We start from the raw sequence: 16,978 nt of genomic DNA, 5'->3' as shown, positions 1-16,978 counted from the left end.
CAGTTATTTTATGTTCACAAGCATCGCCATATTAATAACTCTTAGGTTTAAAGACTACAATTTTGTTATTAAATTCAACTAGGTTTGCAGGTTTTGTAATTTTTTTCATATTTATCTAAACTTCTATTTTTGTAAAAAAATAAGGCAATCAATGCAAAAATACAGCTTAATATGACATAATAAACTGCTGAGGTTACATGCCCTGTTTTGTGTAGTAAATATTCAAAGACAAAAGGCGTAGTACCACCAAAAATACTTGTAGCAGTGTTATATGAAATAGAGAGAGCAGTATTACGTATATTTGTAGGATACAATTCTGCTTGTAATGCCGGTTCAGGACCGATATAGCTAGCAGCAAGTATAGCAAGTATCAATTGTGAGATAATTACACTTGTGAAGGCCCCATTCTCAAAATTATTAAGTAAAAATGGCGTTGTTACAATAATTATTATCAGATTAATTACAAAAATTTTCCTGCGACCTATAATATCGGATAGATAACCACTTAATAAAGTTACGGCTATCATAATCACGTAACACACACTAGCAAGGCTATTTACCTCATTTTCAGTAAAGTTGCGGCTGATTTTTAAAAACGATACCAAGTAAATTGTAGTGAGATAGAATATTATCGAACCGGGAGCATTGATAAAAAGCGAGATTAATATATCAAACCAATAATTGGTAATGACTTTTTTTAACGGTGATTGTAAAATCTTTTTCTGCTCTCTTAGATTTTTAAAATTCGGTGTTTCTTGTGTATTTTTTTTAATATAAAATGCTGCAAAAAGAATAAAAAAACCAAGTAAAAAAGGTATTCTCCAGCCAAAACTATCAAATTGTGGAGCTGTTAGGATATTCTTAACGATATAAGAAACAAAAGAACCAAGCAATAAACCGGAGCATATACTAGACATTGAAATACTACCGGTGAAGCCTTGGTGTTTATGGCTAGTATGCTCAATAACAAAGGAAATAGAGCCGGTCAAAACTCCCCCCATTGATAATCCTTGTAGAATTCGTACACAAATCATTAATATAGTCGCAGTTATACCGATAGTATGGTAAGTTGGTAATATTCCTATTAATACGGTTGGGGCAGACATGCAAAATAACGCACTAGTTAAGGCTACTTTGCGTCCAAATCTATCACCGATAACACCAAAAAATATGCCGCCCAACGGTCTTGCAAAATAACCTATAGCAAATACTAAAAAAACCTGCAGTAAAGACGTATTAGCATCATCATTTGGAAAAAATTTTGTTCCTATTATGGGTGCAAAATAACCGAATAATACATAATCATACCATTCAAAAGTGTTAGCGATACCGCTTGAAAATACTAGTTTACTGCGATTCATGTTTTCTATTCATAGTTTTTTTTTCGGAATATATTATAAACAAGGTGGTAGGAATTATTATTACTGCTCCATGAAGTGTGCTTTTATCAGGAAATTCGTTAAATATGAAATATGCCGCTATTACCGAAATCACCAGCTCTAAATATCTATAAGGAGCGGTAGCGGTTGCATCTACCATAGAAAAAGCTTTAAGCAGGAAGAATAATATTAAGCTTCCGCTACTACCGAGTACAAATAATAAAGCTAATTCAAAACTACTAGGAGTTAGCCAATACTGCGATGCTACAGGTAACGACACTATAGCAGTTACTATTGCCGAATAAAATAGCATGCTAATCATCGATTCTTTTATTACGAATTTTTTATTAATAATATCAAGCATAGCAAATGAAATAGCGGCTAATACAAAATACAAAATTTCTGGGTTAAAATCCTCGGCATGCGGTTTAAGAGTAACAACAAGTCCTATAAATCCTACTACGGTAACTACCCATCTTGGCCAAATAATATTTTCGTTCAGAAAAAATACGGCAAGTATTAAAGTAAATAAAGGAATAGAAAAACTTACGACTGTTGCAGTAGTAACGGGAGCTATGGTAAGACCGTAAGTCCAAGAAGTCATACCGAAAAATAATAATAACCCTCTTAATATATGTACAAAAGGACGACTTGTTTTTAAAGTATTTTTACCATAATAAACAACAAAAGGTAGTAAAACTATGCTACTGAAAAAGAAGCGGAAAAAAGCTACTTCAAAGCTATGTAAACGAGTCCCAAGATATTTAGATATTACATCATTGGCACTACTACTTACTAAACTAAGTAAAAACCAACCTATACCGGTTAAATATGTTTTTAATGCATCATTCATTAATATGCTCCAATAATTTCTATAATTTTACTTAAATGTCTTGACTTTTAGCATAAAAGAATTCTATCTTTTATGACAATGGTATAAATATATAAACAAAAATTTTATATAATAATACGGTAATCAATTTTAAGCAAGTAAAGGTTATAATTATATGTTAAGAATAGTGAAAAAATTAGGGATAATTTTGTTTGTATCCACCATAAGTATTAATAGTTTTGCTAAAAGCATGTATGATGATGTAGACTCTGCTTCTGACTATGATAGTACACCGTATTACGAAAACGAAGGCAGTTTAGTTTTCAAGATGCGTCTAGGAGGTGTTGTTTCAAGTGCTAAGCAAAAAGGATTACCTACTCCTACCTCTCCTCAACCTGTTTCAGTAGGAGAAGTGGCAAAAAACGGTTATGGAGGTGATGCGTCCACTACTATATTCTTTAATAATTATTTAGCTACTGAATTATCACTTGGCTTTAATGTTTTACGCACTAAATATACATCCCTTGCAGCCGTTGCTCATAATTATGGCGTTGATAATGTTAAACTAGGAAAAAACAAACCTATTTATATGATTCCTGCAACAATTACCGGACAATTTCATATAGCTCCTTACGGTGGAATAAGACCATATATAGGTATAGGTTATCACGGTTCTTATATGCTTACTAAAGCTACCGGTCTTAAAATTAGAAACGGACACGGTGCCGTAGGACAAATAGGTGTAGATTTTTATGCTAAAGACGATACTTTAATCAATATTGACGTAAGACAATTTTTCTTAAATCCTAAACTTGAGTATAAACCGAATTTAGTAGTAGGTAATAAAACCATGACCTCTAAAGTTAAACTTAATCCTTTAATAGTTTCTATAGGTATAGGATTTACTTTTTAGCCTTGTTGCATGGTTCTTGAAGCGTATTTGTCATCCCGCGACTTGATATCGCGGGATCCAGTTTTTTTATTTTTTTTGGATACCGTGGTCAAGCCGCGGTATGACACTAAATAGCTAATAATATAAACATACATTCACCTATGTCCCTACAAATTATCCAGTTATTATACTTAGTTGCGGCTGTTTGCTTTATTCTATCACTCAAATTCTTATCCTCACAGAAACAAGCACATTTAGGCAGTACCATAGGTATTTTGGGGATGGCGATAGCAGTCATCGTTACTTTTTTCCTACCGGGTTTTACTCATAAATTACCCATTATAGCAACCATATTATTAGGTGCTGTAATCGGCGGGATTATCGCACTTAAAATCTCCATGACGGCAATGCCTCAATTAGTAGCGGGATTTCACTCTTTTGTCGGTCTTGCTGCGGTATTTGTAGCTTATGCTACAGTACTTGCTCCTGAAAATTTTTCTATAGGAATAGCAGGAAGTTTACCGATTAATGCATTAATAGAAATATCAGTAGGCGTATCTATCGGTGCTTTAACTTTTAGCGGTTCGATTATAGCTTTTCTAAAACTACAAGGCTTAATGAAAAGTAGCCCGTTAAAATTCTACGGTCAGCAATATATATGCTTATTAACGGCAATAATATTGGTTATTCTAGTAATATCGTTTATTCGTTCAGAGAATATATTTTTATTTAATCTAATAGTCTTTTTATCACTGTTAATCGGAGTATTACTAATAATACCGGTAGGCAGTGCAGATATGCCTGTTATAGTCTCAATGCTAAATTCTTATTCAGGTTTTGCGGCAGCAGGTATAGGCTTTACGCTTAGCAATAGCCTACTTATTATTACTGGAGCATTAGTCGGTAGTAGCGGAGCTATACTTAGCTATATAATGTGCAAAGCGATGAATCGCTCATTAATTAAGGTTATTTTTGGGGCGTTTTTGCCTGCACCTACTGGAATTAACAAGGATATAGACGACGATAAAATAGCAAAAACAAGCTGCCCTGAAGATGCGGCATATTTACTACTTAATACATCATCGGTGATAATTGTTCCCGGTTACGGTATGGCAGTAGCCCAATCTCAGCATATCATAAAAGAGATGGTTGATATATTAGAACGTTCAGATATTAATGTACGTTTTGCCGTACATCCGGTAGCAGGTAGAATGCCGGGGCATATGAATGTTTTACTTGCAGAAGCTAATATAGATTATGAGAAAGTACTTGAGCTTGAAGAAATTAATAGAGATTTCGCTACCACTGACGTAGTGCTTGTGATTGGTGCAAATGACGTAACTAATCCTGCTGCTAAAAATGATCCGAACAGTCCAATTTACGGTATGCCGATACTCGATGTCGAAAAAGCACGTACGATTTTGTTTATTAAACGTTCTATGGCATCAGGATATGCAGGTATAAAAAATGCGCTATTTTATCACGATAATACTTTTATGTTATTCGGCGATGCTAAGAAAGTAGTGGAGGAGATAGTTAAGTTTCTAAATGAAGATTGACTTAAATAACTCTATTTGTTATAATTTCTTAAATTAAGCCAAAAAACAATTATCATGAATTCGCAAAAAACATTACCGCTTCTGCCAAAAGCCACGGCTATATGGTTAATTGAAAATACTTCTTTAACTTTTAAACAAATTGCCGATTTTTGCGGTATTCATGAATTTGAAATAAAAGGTATGGCTGACGGTGAAGTAGCACAATCTATAAAAGGTTTAAATCCAATTGCAAACGGTCAGTTAACTTTAGAGGAAATTGAGCGTTGCAGTAAAGATCCTAATGCTAATTTACAAATTTCATATAGCCCTGCTTATGAATTGATGAAAAATCAGAAAAAAAAACGTGCTAAATACACTCCTATAGCAAGACGTCAAGATAAACCGGATGCTATATATTGGTTATTGTCTAATTATCCGAACATCCAAGACCATCAAATAATTAAATTAATAGGTACTACTAAAATTACTATAGATGCTATTAGAACCCGTAGCCATTGGAATATGAATTCTATTCGTCCTCGTGATCCCGTATTACTGGGGATCTGTAGTCAAATAGACCTAAATAAAATAGTAGAAAGCCTAAAGCCTCCACAAAATCCTACAAAAGAATCATAAAATTATACTAACTGCTATCCTGCGAAAAGCTTACTTACGTGAATTATTTTTGATTGTTACCCCGCCTTGATCAGCGTTATTGCGTGGCTCGTTTATGTCATTCCTGTATAGTCAGAACATTGCTGGATAGACCGGTAAAATCCACTGTGTCAAGCCACGGAATGACAACGGATGCGTTTTTCAATCCACACTGACAATACTTTTCGCACAAACTGATTTTTTTATGGATTAGAAAAGTGATTATTGCCTAATAAATCGTTTATCGCTAGGTAAAGTATAACTTTTATCGGTAGAACGATAGGGACAAATATCAATGCCTCCACGCCTAGCATATACTATATAAATAGAAAGAAAATCAGGACTTATAGCATTTTTAATATCTGTAAAAATACGCTCAGCACACTGCTCTGCAAACTCATTACAATTTCTAAAAGATATTAAATATTTCAGAAAAGAATCATATTTTAACTTTTTTCCTTTATATTTTATAACGATTGTACCCCAATCCGGTTGACCGGTTACTAGGCAATTTGATTTGAGTAAATTAGAATTAATCTCTTCTTCTACCAAAACATCTTCATACTCAATTAAACTATTATCGGGTGCACCGTAATTATTGCATACTATATCTAAATCATCGATATTTTTACCGCTTGGAACACCAAATTCTACTTTTGTATTTATAGGAAATATACGTCCTGTTACTTTAGCGTGTGTAACATTACTTAGATCCTGCAAGATAATTCTTTCTAGTTCTTTTACTGATTCAACAACAAAGTTATTAAAAGAATTTAGATATAATTTAAATGATTTTGATTCTACTATATTTTCAGAATCCGTCGGTATATAAAAAGTGCCTACTCCAACCCATGGCTTACCGTTCTTATTAAGACAAGATAGTTCATATGTATTCCAAACATCTACACCATAAAACGGAAGATTATTACTATTTATTCCAAGTTCGTTTCGATTATTTATACGTGGAATTTTAAATAATAAAGTTACATCATAACTATCTTTATAAGTACTTTTTTTACCAAGTAAAGAAGTAGATAAAGGCATTAATTATGCTCCTTGTGCTAAAATTTCTTTTTGTTGTAACTCATCATATTCTTTTAGCATATAACCACGTCCCCATACTGTATCGATATAATCTCTACCACCGGCAGCATCACTTAACTTTTTACGAAGTTTACAAATAAATACGTCAATAATTTTCATTTCTGGTTCATCAACACTACTATATAAGTGATTTAAGAACATTTCTTTAGTTAAGATAGTTCCTCTTCGGAGTATTAATAGCTCTAAAATAGCATATTCTTTGTTCGTCAAATGTACTTTTTTGCCGTCAACTTCTACACTTCTAGTATCTAGGTTTACGCTAACCTTATCAAACCTAAATACTGATGCTGCATGACCTTTAGAACGTCTAACTATAGCTTTAATTCTAGCAATTAATTCCTCTCTTACAAACGGCTTGGTTAGATAATCATCGGCTCCGGAAGAGAAACCAGTAATCTTTTGATACGTATCCATTAAGCTAGATAAAATTAAGATTGGGGTTTTTATTTTTGCAGCACGCAATCTTAGTAATATCTCAAAACCATTAATATCCGGTAACATAAGGTCTAAGATTACTAGATCATAACCACCAACTTTACCAAGTCTTAAACCTTCTACACCAACTGAAGCTTTATCGCAAACTATCCCTTCTGAAGCTAAAGTTAGTTCAATTAAGTTAGCCATTTCCGGCTCGCCTTCAATTAACAAAACTCTCATTATTTTTCTCCATAAAATTCAATTTTTATATTGTGCTATAATTTAATTACAGTTAATTATTGTTAACTAAATTATAATTTTTTATCTAGTGCTTTATACATTCATTAATAACATAAGTAAAGAATATTTAATCAAATTGATAAAATTTTTACTATTAAGCTCTATCTGTGGTTTAAAAACCATGGCGTTTAAAATGAAATTTATTAAATAATTAAATGATTTTCTTAGTTTTGATGCTCTGACATTTTCTTATGATATAAGGCACCAAAATCTATAGGATCAATCATTAAAGGCTGGAATCCTGCATCTTGAGTACAGCTAGCTATAATTTTTCTGGCAAATGGAAATATCATTGCCGGACAATGAACGGATAATAAAACCGGATGTTGTTCAGAATCAATATTAATTAAATTAAATACTCCAGCATATTTTAATTCTATCTGAAATAATTTATATTTCTCATTTCTTGCAATTGCCTCGATATTTAACTCTACTTCATAGAAATTTTCTTCCGATAAATTAGTAATATTTATATCTAGAGATAAATCAATTTGAGGGCGTTGATCCAAAGCCGCAAGAGAAGACGGGGCAGAAGGGTTCTCAAGAGATAAATCTTTTATATATTGTGCATTAACGGAAATATGCGGCATTGTCTCATTAGTATCGGTGTTTATTGTACTCATAAAAATCCTTATTAAAAATTTAATATAATTTTCTACATAAAAAAGTTATGTTAGCGGTAAAGTTACGCCTACTTGTTTCATATATTTTCCTTGGCGATCGGCATATGAAGTATCACAAATTTGATCACTCTTTAAAAATAAAAACTGACAAGCTCCTTCATTTGCATATATTTTAGCAGGTAATGGAGTAGTATTAGAAAACTCTAAAGTTACATGTCCTTCCCACTCCGGTTCTAACGGAGTCACATTTACTATTATACCGCATCTTGCATAAGTAGACTTGCCGACACAAATAACTAATACATCACGCGGTATTTTAAAATATTCTATAGTTCTGCCAAGGGCAAAACTATTAGGTGGGATAATACACACATCTACTTCTCTATCAACTAAATTATATTCACTGAAATTTTTTGGATCAACCGTAGTAGAATTTATATTGGTGAATATTTTAAATTCATTAGATACTCTAGCATCATAGCCGTAAGAAGATAAGCCGTAAGAAATAATCTTTTCTTTATTATGCACTCTTACCTGCTTTTCCGCAAAGGGCCTTATCATACTGTGATTTATAACAGCTTCTTTTATCCACTTATCTGACATTATAGCCATAATCAAAACTTGATTTAATTAATAAACTAATGATTATAACTCATAATTATTTACAATACAAAATTTTTCTTTAAAACTATAAGTCTGAGACTACTTGAATAATGATAGTGATAATAATACAACATTATATACTTAAAATTAAATTATTACAAATTAAAATAGTTTTTTATTGTCAATTCTGAAAAGTATTATTATATTATAATATGGTTGATTTATATTTATTAATACTAAAAATTTACTTTGTATAGTAAATATTTATTTAAATTTATAGGAGCTTTATTAAAGTGAAAAAATTATTATTAGCTGCAAGTATTATTTGCCTTGCATCGGCTGGTCTTGCCGAAGAAAATCCAACACCTGTTATTTCTAATTCTGATACTGAAATAAAATTAGAAGGATTCTATTTATTTGAAAACGGTTATATTAAACAGGATCATTTAATTTTATTTGATAAAAATGTAACTGATAACAGGAAAAAGCTAGGGTTTTACACGGAAGCAGCGTTTGCGGCCACTATTGCTAAAACTATCAATGATGTAATAGCAGGTGCTAAAATAGTGCTTCAGCCTACTACAAGAGCAAAAACCTCTACAAGTTATAATGGATCACATATATTTATTGAAACTAGTTACGGTAAAGTAGAACTAGGCTCTCCTGCTGATGCAAGCGCTAAGTTGCGTATTACCGGTAGTCAAGTAACTGCAGGTACCGGAGGATGGTCTAGATATGCTCTACTTGATGGTCAATATATGCGATATAATGGTTTAAAATCGGATTTTGATACTAATGCTAGCTTTTATCTTGAGTCATACTCTAATTCTTTTGATCAAATCAATGATAAAGCTGAGAGAGCTAGAAGATTGAATTTTTTCACGCCTAAAATGAAAGGCTTCCAAGCCGGAGTTTCTTATACTCCCGATACTGCTAATACAGGCGGTAATAGAGATATAAATAATTTAACGCTTGCAAGCTCAGGCAGAAACGGAGTTAGTGTTTCTAAAACTGGAATAAAGACGGTTAAATTAGAGAATAACGAAACCATGACTATTAATCAGAATATTAGGGATGCTTTTTCTGCCGGCTTAACTTATGAACATGAAATTAGCGAAGATGCAGACTTAAAACTATCTGTCACCGGAGAATACGGTAAACCTGCTCGTCGTCTTATTCATGCTAAAATGGACGGAACTACAATTCAAGTGCTTAATACCTATAAACTTTCTAATTTAAAAGCATATAATCTTGGAGCTGTATTTACTTACGGTAATTTCTCTTGTGGTGCCTCTTACGGTAATTTAGGTAAAAGCTTAACCGCTAAGGAATATTATAAAGTCGGTCGTGATACCTATTATTACAATGGAGCAGTTGCTTATGGACAAGGACCTATAAAAACAAGTCTTGAATATCTTAAAACTTCAAGATATAAAAACACCGTTGATGCTGTAAGCCTCGCTACTGAATATAAGATCATGCCTGGTTTATTACCATATGCTGAAATTTCTCATTTCCAAGCTAAAGGTAAACCTGTATATTACCCTGAAGCACCTAGTAAAACAACACGAGGTACTGTTGGCCTTATAGGTACAAAACTTAAGTTTTAATTATTTACAAATTAATTGCCATCACTATTATAATCAAGGCTTAGAGTAATCTTATGCCTTGATTATTATATTTTTTTTAATTGAACTATCAATAAACTTTATAGTTCCGTCGTTGTAATAATCTTGTTTTCTTTTCTGTTAAATCTTTAAACCATTCTATTAGCTTACAGTACTCTAATTCTTGTCAAATTATGTTTAGCTTTTGTACTTCAAGTACCGGCCCAAACCTTGAAAAATTTATGCTATACTGCCTTTTGATTAAATAAAATTATATATTTTACTTTTTTTATTTTTAGATATTGATTTTCTCTGATTACCATATATTGGCAACCACAATATATGGTAATCATGTGATATATGATTTTTATTATTTTAAAACAGGAGTAACACTATGAATCATGCTCAATTTACAAGCTCAGGATATTCCTTTGTAAATGGATTAAAAGCAGTTACAAGATATGCAACCGCTTCTAAATTATTATTTAAAGATGCCTATAATTTTGTTTCTAGTTCCAACTTAAAAAATATTTACAATATTACATGCTTTAAATATTCAGAAAGTCTATACAAAAGACAGGGATTTTGAGACAGCATTGAAGTTTTTTAATATGCAACAGGATAATTCTCTAAAGATATGTAACTCAGAACATCGAAAACCAGCATCAGAGGACAATGAAAATCTTTTCCCTCCTATATTAATATGATGAAAATCTATTATTTTTTGGGAAGCCCATAGGAGGTAATTTACCGGTACTACCTCTTTTGCCTAAAAATGCAACAATGTTTTTCTCAAGTTTTACTTTTCCATTGTTATTCCAACCTAAGCCGTCTTCTTTATTGAATATTTTAATATCTAGAAGCTTAGCATTCTTAAATTTTTGCAGCGTTACACCTTGCCCTTTTTTCATTTCAGGTATTTCATCTATATTAAATACCAGTAATTTACGACTTTCACCGATACAAGCAATACTATCACCGTTTACAGGTAAACAAGCTATACACACATGACCATCCGGTACATTCATAATTTGCTTTCCTGTTTTTGTTTGAGCCATTACTTCATTTGAATTAACTAAAAACCCCTTACCTACACTACTTGCAAGTAATAAAAGCTGATCAGGTTTATAGACTAAAATATTCGTAATATCGTTATTACCTATATCCACAAGTAGTTTTATAGATTCCCCTGTTCCTTTACCTTTGGAAATATTATCGGCAAGCAAAGTAAAAAATCTGCCTTCTGAACTAACTATTAATATTTTATCAGTCGTGTAAGCTTCTAAAATAAATTTTTCTGCATCACCTTCTTTATATTTGATAGTCGATAAATCGGTGTTATGACCTTTTAACGAACGCACCCACCCCATTTTTGAGCAGATAATAGTAATCGGCTCTTTAGTAATGAAAGCCGTTATATCAACTACTTGATTCGTAAGCGTTACTTCCTCAAAGCTTGTACGCCTTGCTCCTATTACCGTATTTAATCCAAATTTCGTTTGTACTGTTTTGATTTCTTTTTTAACTATTTTCCATAGTTCTTTAGGATTATTTAGAATTTCTTCTAATATAGCTTGTTGCTTCTGCAAATTACTATGCTCATTAATAATTTCCTGCTCTTCAAGCTTACGAAGCGAGCGAAGACGGGTATTTAATATCGCTTCTACTTGTATTTCGGTTAGTTTAAACCGCTCCATCATTATCGCTTTTGGCTCATCTTCTTCACGAATAATTTTAATTATCTCATCAAGATTTAGATAAGCTATCCTAAGCCCTTTTAGAATTTCTAAACGATGCTTGATTTTGTTTAAAAGATAAGTTGATCTGCGAGTAACAATATTTTGTCTATGATATAGAAACTCTTGTAAAATCTCTAAAATATTCATTACTCTCGGCACGTTATTACTGCCGATCACATTCATATTTAACTGAATGCGGCTTTCTAAATTCGTTAGCTTGAATAGAGATTCCATAACTATTTGCGGATCACATCCCCGATCTCTCGGCTCTATAACCAACCTTATAATGTCTGTTGATTCATCTCTAATATTGCTAACAAGGGGAATTTTTTTATCCTTTAGTAATATTGCTATTTGTTCTATAAGTTTTGATTTCTGAACCTGATAAGGTATCTCGGTTACGACTATCTGATATGTACCGTAACTTAGCTCCTCTTTTTCCCATCTGCTTCTTACTCTAAGACTACCGCGTCCAGTAGTATATGCAGCATTAATAACTTCAGCTTTATCAATAATTATGCCGCCGGTCGGGAAATCAGGACCTTTGACAAAGTTTATTATATCGTTAATTTCAGCTTTCGGATGGTTGATTAAATGTATTAGAGCATCACAAAGCTCATGTAAATTATGCGGCGGTATATTGGTTGCCATACCGACTGCTATCCCTTCAGAACCATTAGCTAGTAAATTCGGAAAACTTGCCGGCATTATTACCGGTTCTAAATCGGAACCATCATAAGTAGGGCGAAAATCTACCGTATCTTTATCGATGTCCTCCATTAATAACGTACATATGTCCGTCATACGTGATTCGGTATAACGCATAGCTGCTGCATTATCACCGTCGATAGAGCCGAAATTACCCTGCCCATCAATTAAAGGATAACGCAACGAAAAATGCTGAGCAAGGCGTACCAAGGTATCATACACTGCCACATCACCGTGCGGGTGGTATTTACCTATTACGTCACCGACCACCCTCGCACATTTCTTATAGCCGGAATTCGGCTCAAGCCTTAACTGTAGCATTGCGTATAATAACCTACGATGTACAGGCTTGAGTCCGTCACGTACGTCAGGAAGCGAACGTGACATAATTGTTGATAACGCATAAGCAAGATAACGCTCTGATAATGCATTACCAAAGTCAATATTTTCTACTTTAGCTTCTTTCATAAGTTATTTAGTTTTTATTTATAGTCGTTGTTGCGTGGTTCTCTATGTCATTCCTACGAAAGCAGAAATCCAGAAAAAAAGTATAAACACAGCAAATTCTTAAAATTAAAAGCTCGATTTATCTCGCTTTATGATGGATTTCTGCTTTCGCAGGAATGACATAAGAGTATACAAATATCACTTCAACACACAACTCTGCTTATTATAAGCTAATTTCTTACAAACCGCTTTAGCTTGACTAAGACTACCATAATCACCGGCTAAGATTAAATAGAAAAATTTGCCGTCGTCATATTTAACTTTTTTGGTTGTGATAACAACATTTTTAAGAATTTTCGGGAATTGCTTTTTTATTCTTTCCCCTTCTTTCATTGCTTCTGCTTCAGATTTTACCGAACCTAGTTGTACTTTATAACTTTCATTATTTTTACAATTTTTAGCATTACTAACCTTATCTTTACTTCCTTTTTCAAGCTTTATTATATTTAAATCCGTTTCATTTTTGGCGTTATTATTTGGCTCTATTAATGCAATAAGATTAGATATTTCATCAAAAGATTCATCGCTTTGACTTTGGTTGCGAGAATCTATACTCATAGGTTTCTCAGGGTCAGGAAGCAATTTTACGGTTTTAATATTTGTATCTTTAGCAATAAGATTTTCATATATCGTACTATGTACTGCGGCTATTTGGTTATTCTCTATTATAGACGGTTTTATTTTTGTAGGCAGCTCATCAGGATAAATAGTAATTACCGGCTTACTATTCTGATAATATTGATAACCAAAATAAATAGCGGACATACATACTAAAAATACTAGAAATATTTTAATAAAAATATTATTGATCATATTTAGTAATTTGATAATAGAAAAACGTCATTGCGAGGAAAAATTGTAAGTTTTGACGAAGCACTCTCAGGAGTATTATTTCATGAGATTGCCACGCAGCCTACGGCTGCTCACAATGACGACTCGGTATCCACATGAGCAACACCTCCTTGCAATGACGATGAAAACCTAACTACATTTTGTTCATTGGTTCTACACCTATCACTTCAAGACCACTAGCTATAACTTTCTGTATAGCACTTGTAAGAGCAAGGCGTGCTAGAGTTAATTCTTTATTGCTCTCAATTACAAATCTATAATCGCTATTTTCTTTACCGAAATTCCACATAGAATGAAATTTTGAGGCTAAATTTATTAAATAAAATGCAATGCGATGCGGTTCAAAATATTTTGCAGATGCTTCTAATGTTTTTGTCCAGCTAGCCAAAAGTTTTATAATCTCAATTTCTTCTTCAGAGGATAATAAAGATAAATCATACTTACCTGATTCAAAGTTATTATAAGATTCAGGCATTAATTCTTTAGCTTTTGATAAAATAGATATCGTTCTCACATGTGCATATTGTACATAAAAGATAGGATTTTCTCTTGATTGTTCTTTCACTTTTACCAAATCAAAATCAAGTGGCTTATCATTTTGTCTAGTTAACATCATAAATCTTATGATATCTTTCCCCACCTCATGATTTACGTCTTGCACACTAGCAAAGCTCCCAAGACGTTTTGACATTTTAACCGGCACACCGTTTTCAACGAAATTGACCAATTGACAAATTTTAACGTCCACTTTAACCTGCTCCTTACCTAAAGCTTTAACTATTGCCTCAATTCTTTTAACATATCCACTATGATCGGCACCAAGTACATAAATTAAGTGATTCGCTCCCCGCTCTATTTTATCCTTAGCATATGCAAGATCAGAAGCAAAATAAGACCAACTTCCATCAGCTTTTTCTATAGGACGATCTTGACTATCACCGTACTTAGTAGATTTAAATAATTTTTGAACTCTATTATCCCACTCTTCGTGAATTTTACCTTTAGGGGCAGGTAACGTACCTTCATAAATTAGCCCCATACGCTCCAGTAGTTTAACTGTTTCCTCTATCTCACCTTTATCATGCAATGATTGCTCAGAGAAAAATATATCATGTTTAATCCCTAAATCTGCTAAATCTTTTCTATTTAAATCAAGCATTTTTTCTACGGCAAAACTTTTAATTATTTTGAACCTTTCAGCATAGTTCATCGTTAATAATTTATTGCCGTATTCTTTCGCTAAAATTTGCCCAAGCGGAATTAAATACTCTCCCGGATATAACCCGGCAGGGATAGTAATTTGCTCACCTAAAGCCTCTTTATAACGTAATAATACCGTACTAACTAAATCATTTATTTGTGAGCCTGCATCATTAACATAATATTCTTTTGTAACGGAATAACTTACCTTTTGCAAAATCCTTGCTAGCACATCACCATATACCGCACCCCTAGCATGCCCTATATGCATTGGACCGGTGGGATTTGCCGAAACATACTCGATGTTAATATTTTTGCTTTTATCTATATCAATTTCAAAAAACTTTTCTTCATGCTGTAAAATATCCTTTATTGATGCCTGCCAACTATCAGCTTTTATAGTAAAATTAATAAAGCCAGGTCCTGCTATTTCTATACTTGCAATATAAGGTAATGTTATAAGGACTTCTTTAAATTTTAAAGCCACTTCCCGAGGAGCAATACTTTCTTTAGCTGCAATAATCATTGCAATATTACTTGATAAATCACCGTTAAAACTATCTTTCGGTATTTCAATAGTAGCAGTATTTGCTATTTCTTGATTATTATATAATTGCCTGCTTGCCACAATTATATCTTGTTTCAATTGATTAAATATATTCATAATTATTAAATGTTATTAAAATTCAGCGAATAAAATTCTTACAAACGCTTGCTAATAAGGAGGAATTTGTAGGAGACACAGAACGCAGCACCGCAGCGTACACTTTAGTACGTGAGGATGCGAGTATCGGAGCGACGCACAAATTACCCTTAGAAGCAAGTTATGTAGGAAGTCGAGCAGAGCTGATTATATTCCTGAATGGCAAAACGGTCAGTCATCCCTGCTATATAATCAGCAACAACTCTAGCTTTACTATATGTTTCATTAGAGTCTATTAGCATTTTCCAATTAACCGGCAATAAATTAATATCATCCATATAAACCTTAAACAGCCCTTGTACGATTTTAGTACATTTAAGGCTGATGGCCGTAATTTTATTACTTTTATAAACTCGCTCATGAAGAAACTTCTTAGTTTCCTTAATATTTTTATTAGTTTTTTCCGTAAAATCCACTATCTGATAATTTAAGTTACGTATCTCATCTATGTTAGTAATTTTTTCTTTATTTAAATTTTCTTTTGTTTGCCATAATAAATCGGTAATTAACTCATGTATTAGCTTACGTACTACCTCATAAATCAGACATGAGGAACTAATATTTTTAAATTTTGACTTGAGTTCAACAACATGTTGATCAATATATTTAAGTTCAGCAAGACTATGAAAATCGATAATTTTAGCACCGATACTATCTTCCAAATCATGCGAAATATAGCTAATATCATCGGCAAGAGCTGCTATTTGAGCCTCTGCTGATGCATAGGTACTAAGTTCTAAATCATTTTGCTTATTATACTCTGCTATATATTCATTTATCTCGCCTAGTATAGGACCGTTATGTTTTACTATTCCTTCTAAAACTTCCCATGTTAAATTTACTCCATTATAAGCCGCATATCTTTTTTCAAGTAATGTTAGTATCTTTAAAGATTGAGCATTATGAGAAAAGCCGTTATACTCTCTCATACATTCATTTAAAGCTCGCTCTCCCGCATGACCGAAAGGCGTATGCCCAAGATCATGAGCAAGTGCTATTGTCTCAGCTAAATCATTTGATAAATTTAAAGTACTAGCGACCGAACGTGCAACAGTCGAAACCTCTAGAGAATGAGTTAGCCTATTTCTGTAATGATCTCCCTCGTGATTAATAAAAACTTGAGTTTTATATTGCAAACGCCTAAATGCATTAGTATGTATAATACGATCACGATCACGTTCAAACTCGTTTCTATAAGAGGTCGGGATTTCCTTATATAATCTTCCCCTACTTTTAAGAGGATCAGAAGCGTATGAAGCAAGCATCGTTATCCTTTATTTTGAAAGACGTTGTTGTGGTTCTAACTTTTCGTCATTGCGA

The 16,978-nt window shown here is 32.8% G+C and carries 14 protein-coding genes and 1 pseudogene; 5 read left to right on the top strand and 10 right to left on the bottom strand.

The features are described from left to right. Window positions 1-74 precede the first annotated feature (74 nt). A complete protein-coding gene (locus ACSFFC_RS02995; protein ID WP_014410333.1) occupies window positions 75-1,361 on the bottom strand; it encodes an MFS transporter in 1,287 nt (428 codons plus the stop codon). Further along, window positions 1,348-2,232: a DMT family transporter gene (locus ACSFFC_RS02990; RefSeq protein ID WP_014410332.1), complete on the bottom strand. Its 885-nt coding sequence runs from the start codon at window positions 2,230-2,232 to the stop codon at window positions 1,348-1,350. The genes ACSFFC_RS02995 and ACSFFC_RS02990 overlap by 14 nt, the downstream gene beginning before the upstream one ends. A 154-nt stretch (window positions 2,233-2,386) precedes the next feature. Here ACSFFC_RS02990 and ACSFFC_RS02985 point away from each other — a divergent pair, with 154 nt between their 5' ends. The 3 genes from ACSFFC_RS02985 to ACSFFC_RS02975 all read left to right on the top strand — a co-directional run bounded on the left by ACSFFC_RS02985 (window position 2,387) and on the right by ACSFFC_RS02975 (window position 5,277). Continuing rightward, the gene (locus ACSFFC_RS02985; protein WP_014410331.1) at window positions 2,387-3,124 is read left to right on the top strand and encodes an OmpW family outer membrane protein; all 738 of its coding nucleotides are present in this window, start codon (window positions 2,387-2,389) and stop codon (window positions 3,122-3,124) included. A 140-nt stretch (window positions 3,125-3,264) separates the two neighbouring features. Further along, window positions 3,265-4,662 carry an NAD(P)(+) transhydrogenase (Re/Si-specific) subunit beta gene (locus ACSFFC_RS02980; protein ID WP_014410330.1) on the top strand — a complete coding sequence of 466 codons (1,398 nt, stop codon included), beginning with the start codon at window positions 3,265-3,267 and terminating at the stop codon, window positions 4,660-4,662. A 54-nt stretch (window positions 4,663-4,716) separates the two neighbouring features. Continuing rightward, a complete protein-coding gene (locus ACSFFC_RS02975) occupies window positions 4,717-5,277 on the top strand; it encodes a DUF1013 domain-containing protein (RefSeq protein ID WP_010976786.1) in 561 nt (186 codons plus the stop codon). Window positions 5,278-5,517: 240 nt separating this feature from the next. On the opposite strand, the gene queF is transcribed toward ACSFFC_RS02975, so the two are convergent. The 4 genes from queF to dcd form a co-directional block, all read right to left on the bottom strand. Next, entirely contained in the window at window positions 5,518-6,339 is an 822-nt protein-coding gene (gene queF / locus ACSFFC_RS02970; RefSeq protein WP_004996784.1) for an NADPH-dependent 7-cyano-7-deazaguanine reductase QueF, read from the bottom strand. A gap of 3 nt (window positions 6,340-6,342) precedes the next feature. Further along, window positions 6,343-7,056, bottom strand: coding sequence for a response regulator transcription factor CtrA (gene ctrA / locus ACSFFC_RS02965; RefSeq protein ID WP_012719367.1), 714 nt, complete (start codon window positions 7,054-7,056; stop codon window positions 6,343-6,345). A gap of 224 nt (window positions 7,057-7,280) precedes the next feature. After that, window positions 7,281-7,739: a protein-export chaperone SecB gene (gene secB, locus ACSFFC_RS02960; RefSeq protein ID WP_004996787.1), complete on the bottom strand. Its 459-nt coding sequence runs from the start codon at window positions 7,737-7,739 to the stop codon at window positions 7,281-7,283. 45 nt (window positions 7,740-7,784) lie between these two features. Beyond that, window positions 7,785-8,351 carry a dCTP deaminase gene (gene dcd / locus ACSFFC_RS02955; RefSeq protein WP_004996797.1) on the bottom strand — a complete coding sequence of 189 codons (567 nt, stop codon included), beginning with the start codon at window positions 8,349-8,351 and terminating at the stop codon, window positions 7,785-7,787. Between the two features lie 284 nt (window positions 8,352-8,635). On the opposite strand from dcd, the gene ACSFFC_RS02950 reads away from it, so the two are divergent. After that, window positions 8,636-9,952: a porin gene (locus ACSFFC_RS02950; RefSeq protein ID WP_014410329.1), complete on the top strand. Its 1,317-nt coding sequence runs from the start codon at window positions 8,636-8,638 to the stop codon at window positions 9,950-9,952. 695 nt (window positions 9,953-10,647) lie between these two features. Here ACSFFC_RS02950 and parC read toward each other — a convergent pair. From parC to argS, 3 genes are all read right to left on the bottom strand, one after another. Then, window positions 10,648-12,864: a DNA topoisomerase IV subunit A gene (gene parC / locus ACSFFC_RS02945; protein WP_014410327.1), complete on the bottom strand. Its 2,217-nt coding sequence runs from the start codon at window positions 12,862-12,864 to the stop codon at window positions 10,648-10,650. Between the two features lie 177 nt (window positions 12,865-13,041). Continuing rightward, complete coding sequence (locus ACSFFC_RS02940) at window positions 13,042-13,716, bottom strand: SPOR domain-containing protein (RefSeq protein WP_010976780.1); 675 nt, start codon at window positions 13,714-13,716, stop codon at window positions 13,042-13,044. Window positions 13,717-13,888: 172 nt separating this feature from the next. Then, window positions 13,889-15,619: an arginine--tRNA ligase gene (gene argS / locus ACSFFC_RS02935; RefSeq protein WP_014410326.1), complete on the bottom strand. Its 1,731-nt coding sequence runs from the start codon at window positions 15,617-15,619 to the stop codon at window positions 13,889-13,891. 29 nt (window positions 15,620-15,648) lie between these two features. Here argS and ACSFFC_RS02930 point away from each other — a divergent pair. Further along, window positions 15,649-15,855, top strand: a pseudogene (locus ACSFFC_RS02930) (palindromic element RPE1 domain-containing protein); the annotation flags it as partial. Here ACSFFC_RS02930 and ACSFFC_RS02925 read toward each other — a convergent pair. Further along, window positions 15,769-16,923 (bottom strand): deoxyguanosinetriphosphate triphosphohydrolase, encoded by a 1,155-nt coding sequence (locus tag ACSFFC_RS02925; RefSeq protein WP_010976778.1) that lies wholly within the window; start codon window positions 16,921-16,923, stop codon window positions 15,769-15,771. The pseudogene ACSFFC_RS02930 and the gene ACSFFC_RS02925 sit on opposite strands and share 87 nt — an antisense overlap. Between the last annotated feature and the right edge of the window lie 55 nt (window positions 16,924-16,978).

This window comes from Rickettsia parkeri, assembly GCF_051427245.1.
Taxonomy (GTDB): domain Bacteria; phylum Pseudomonadota; class Alphaproteobacteria; order Rickettsiales; family Rickettsiaceae; genus Rickettsia; species Rickettsia rickettsii.
Note: the sequence above shows the minus strand (reverse complement) of the source record. Positions and strands in the feature narration are given on the sequence as shown.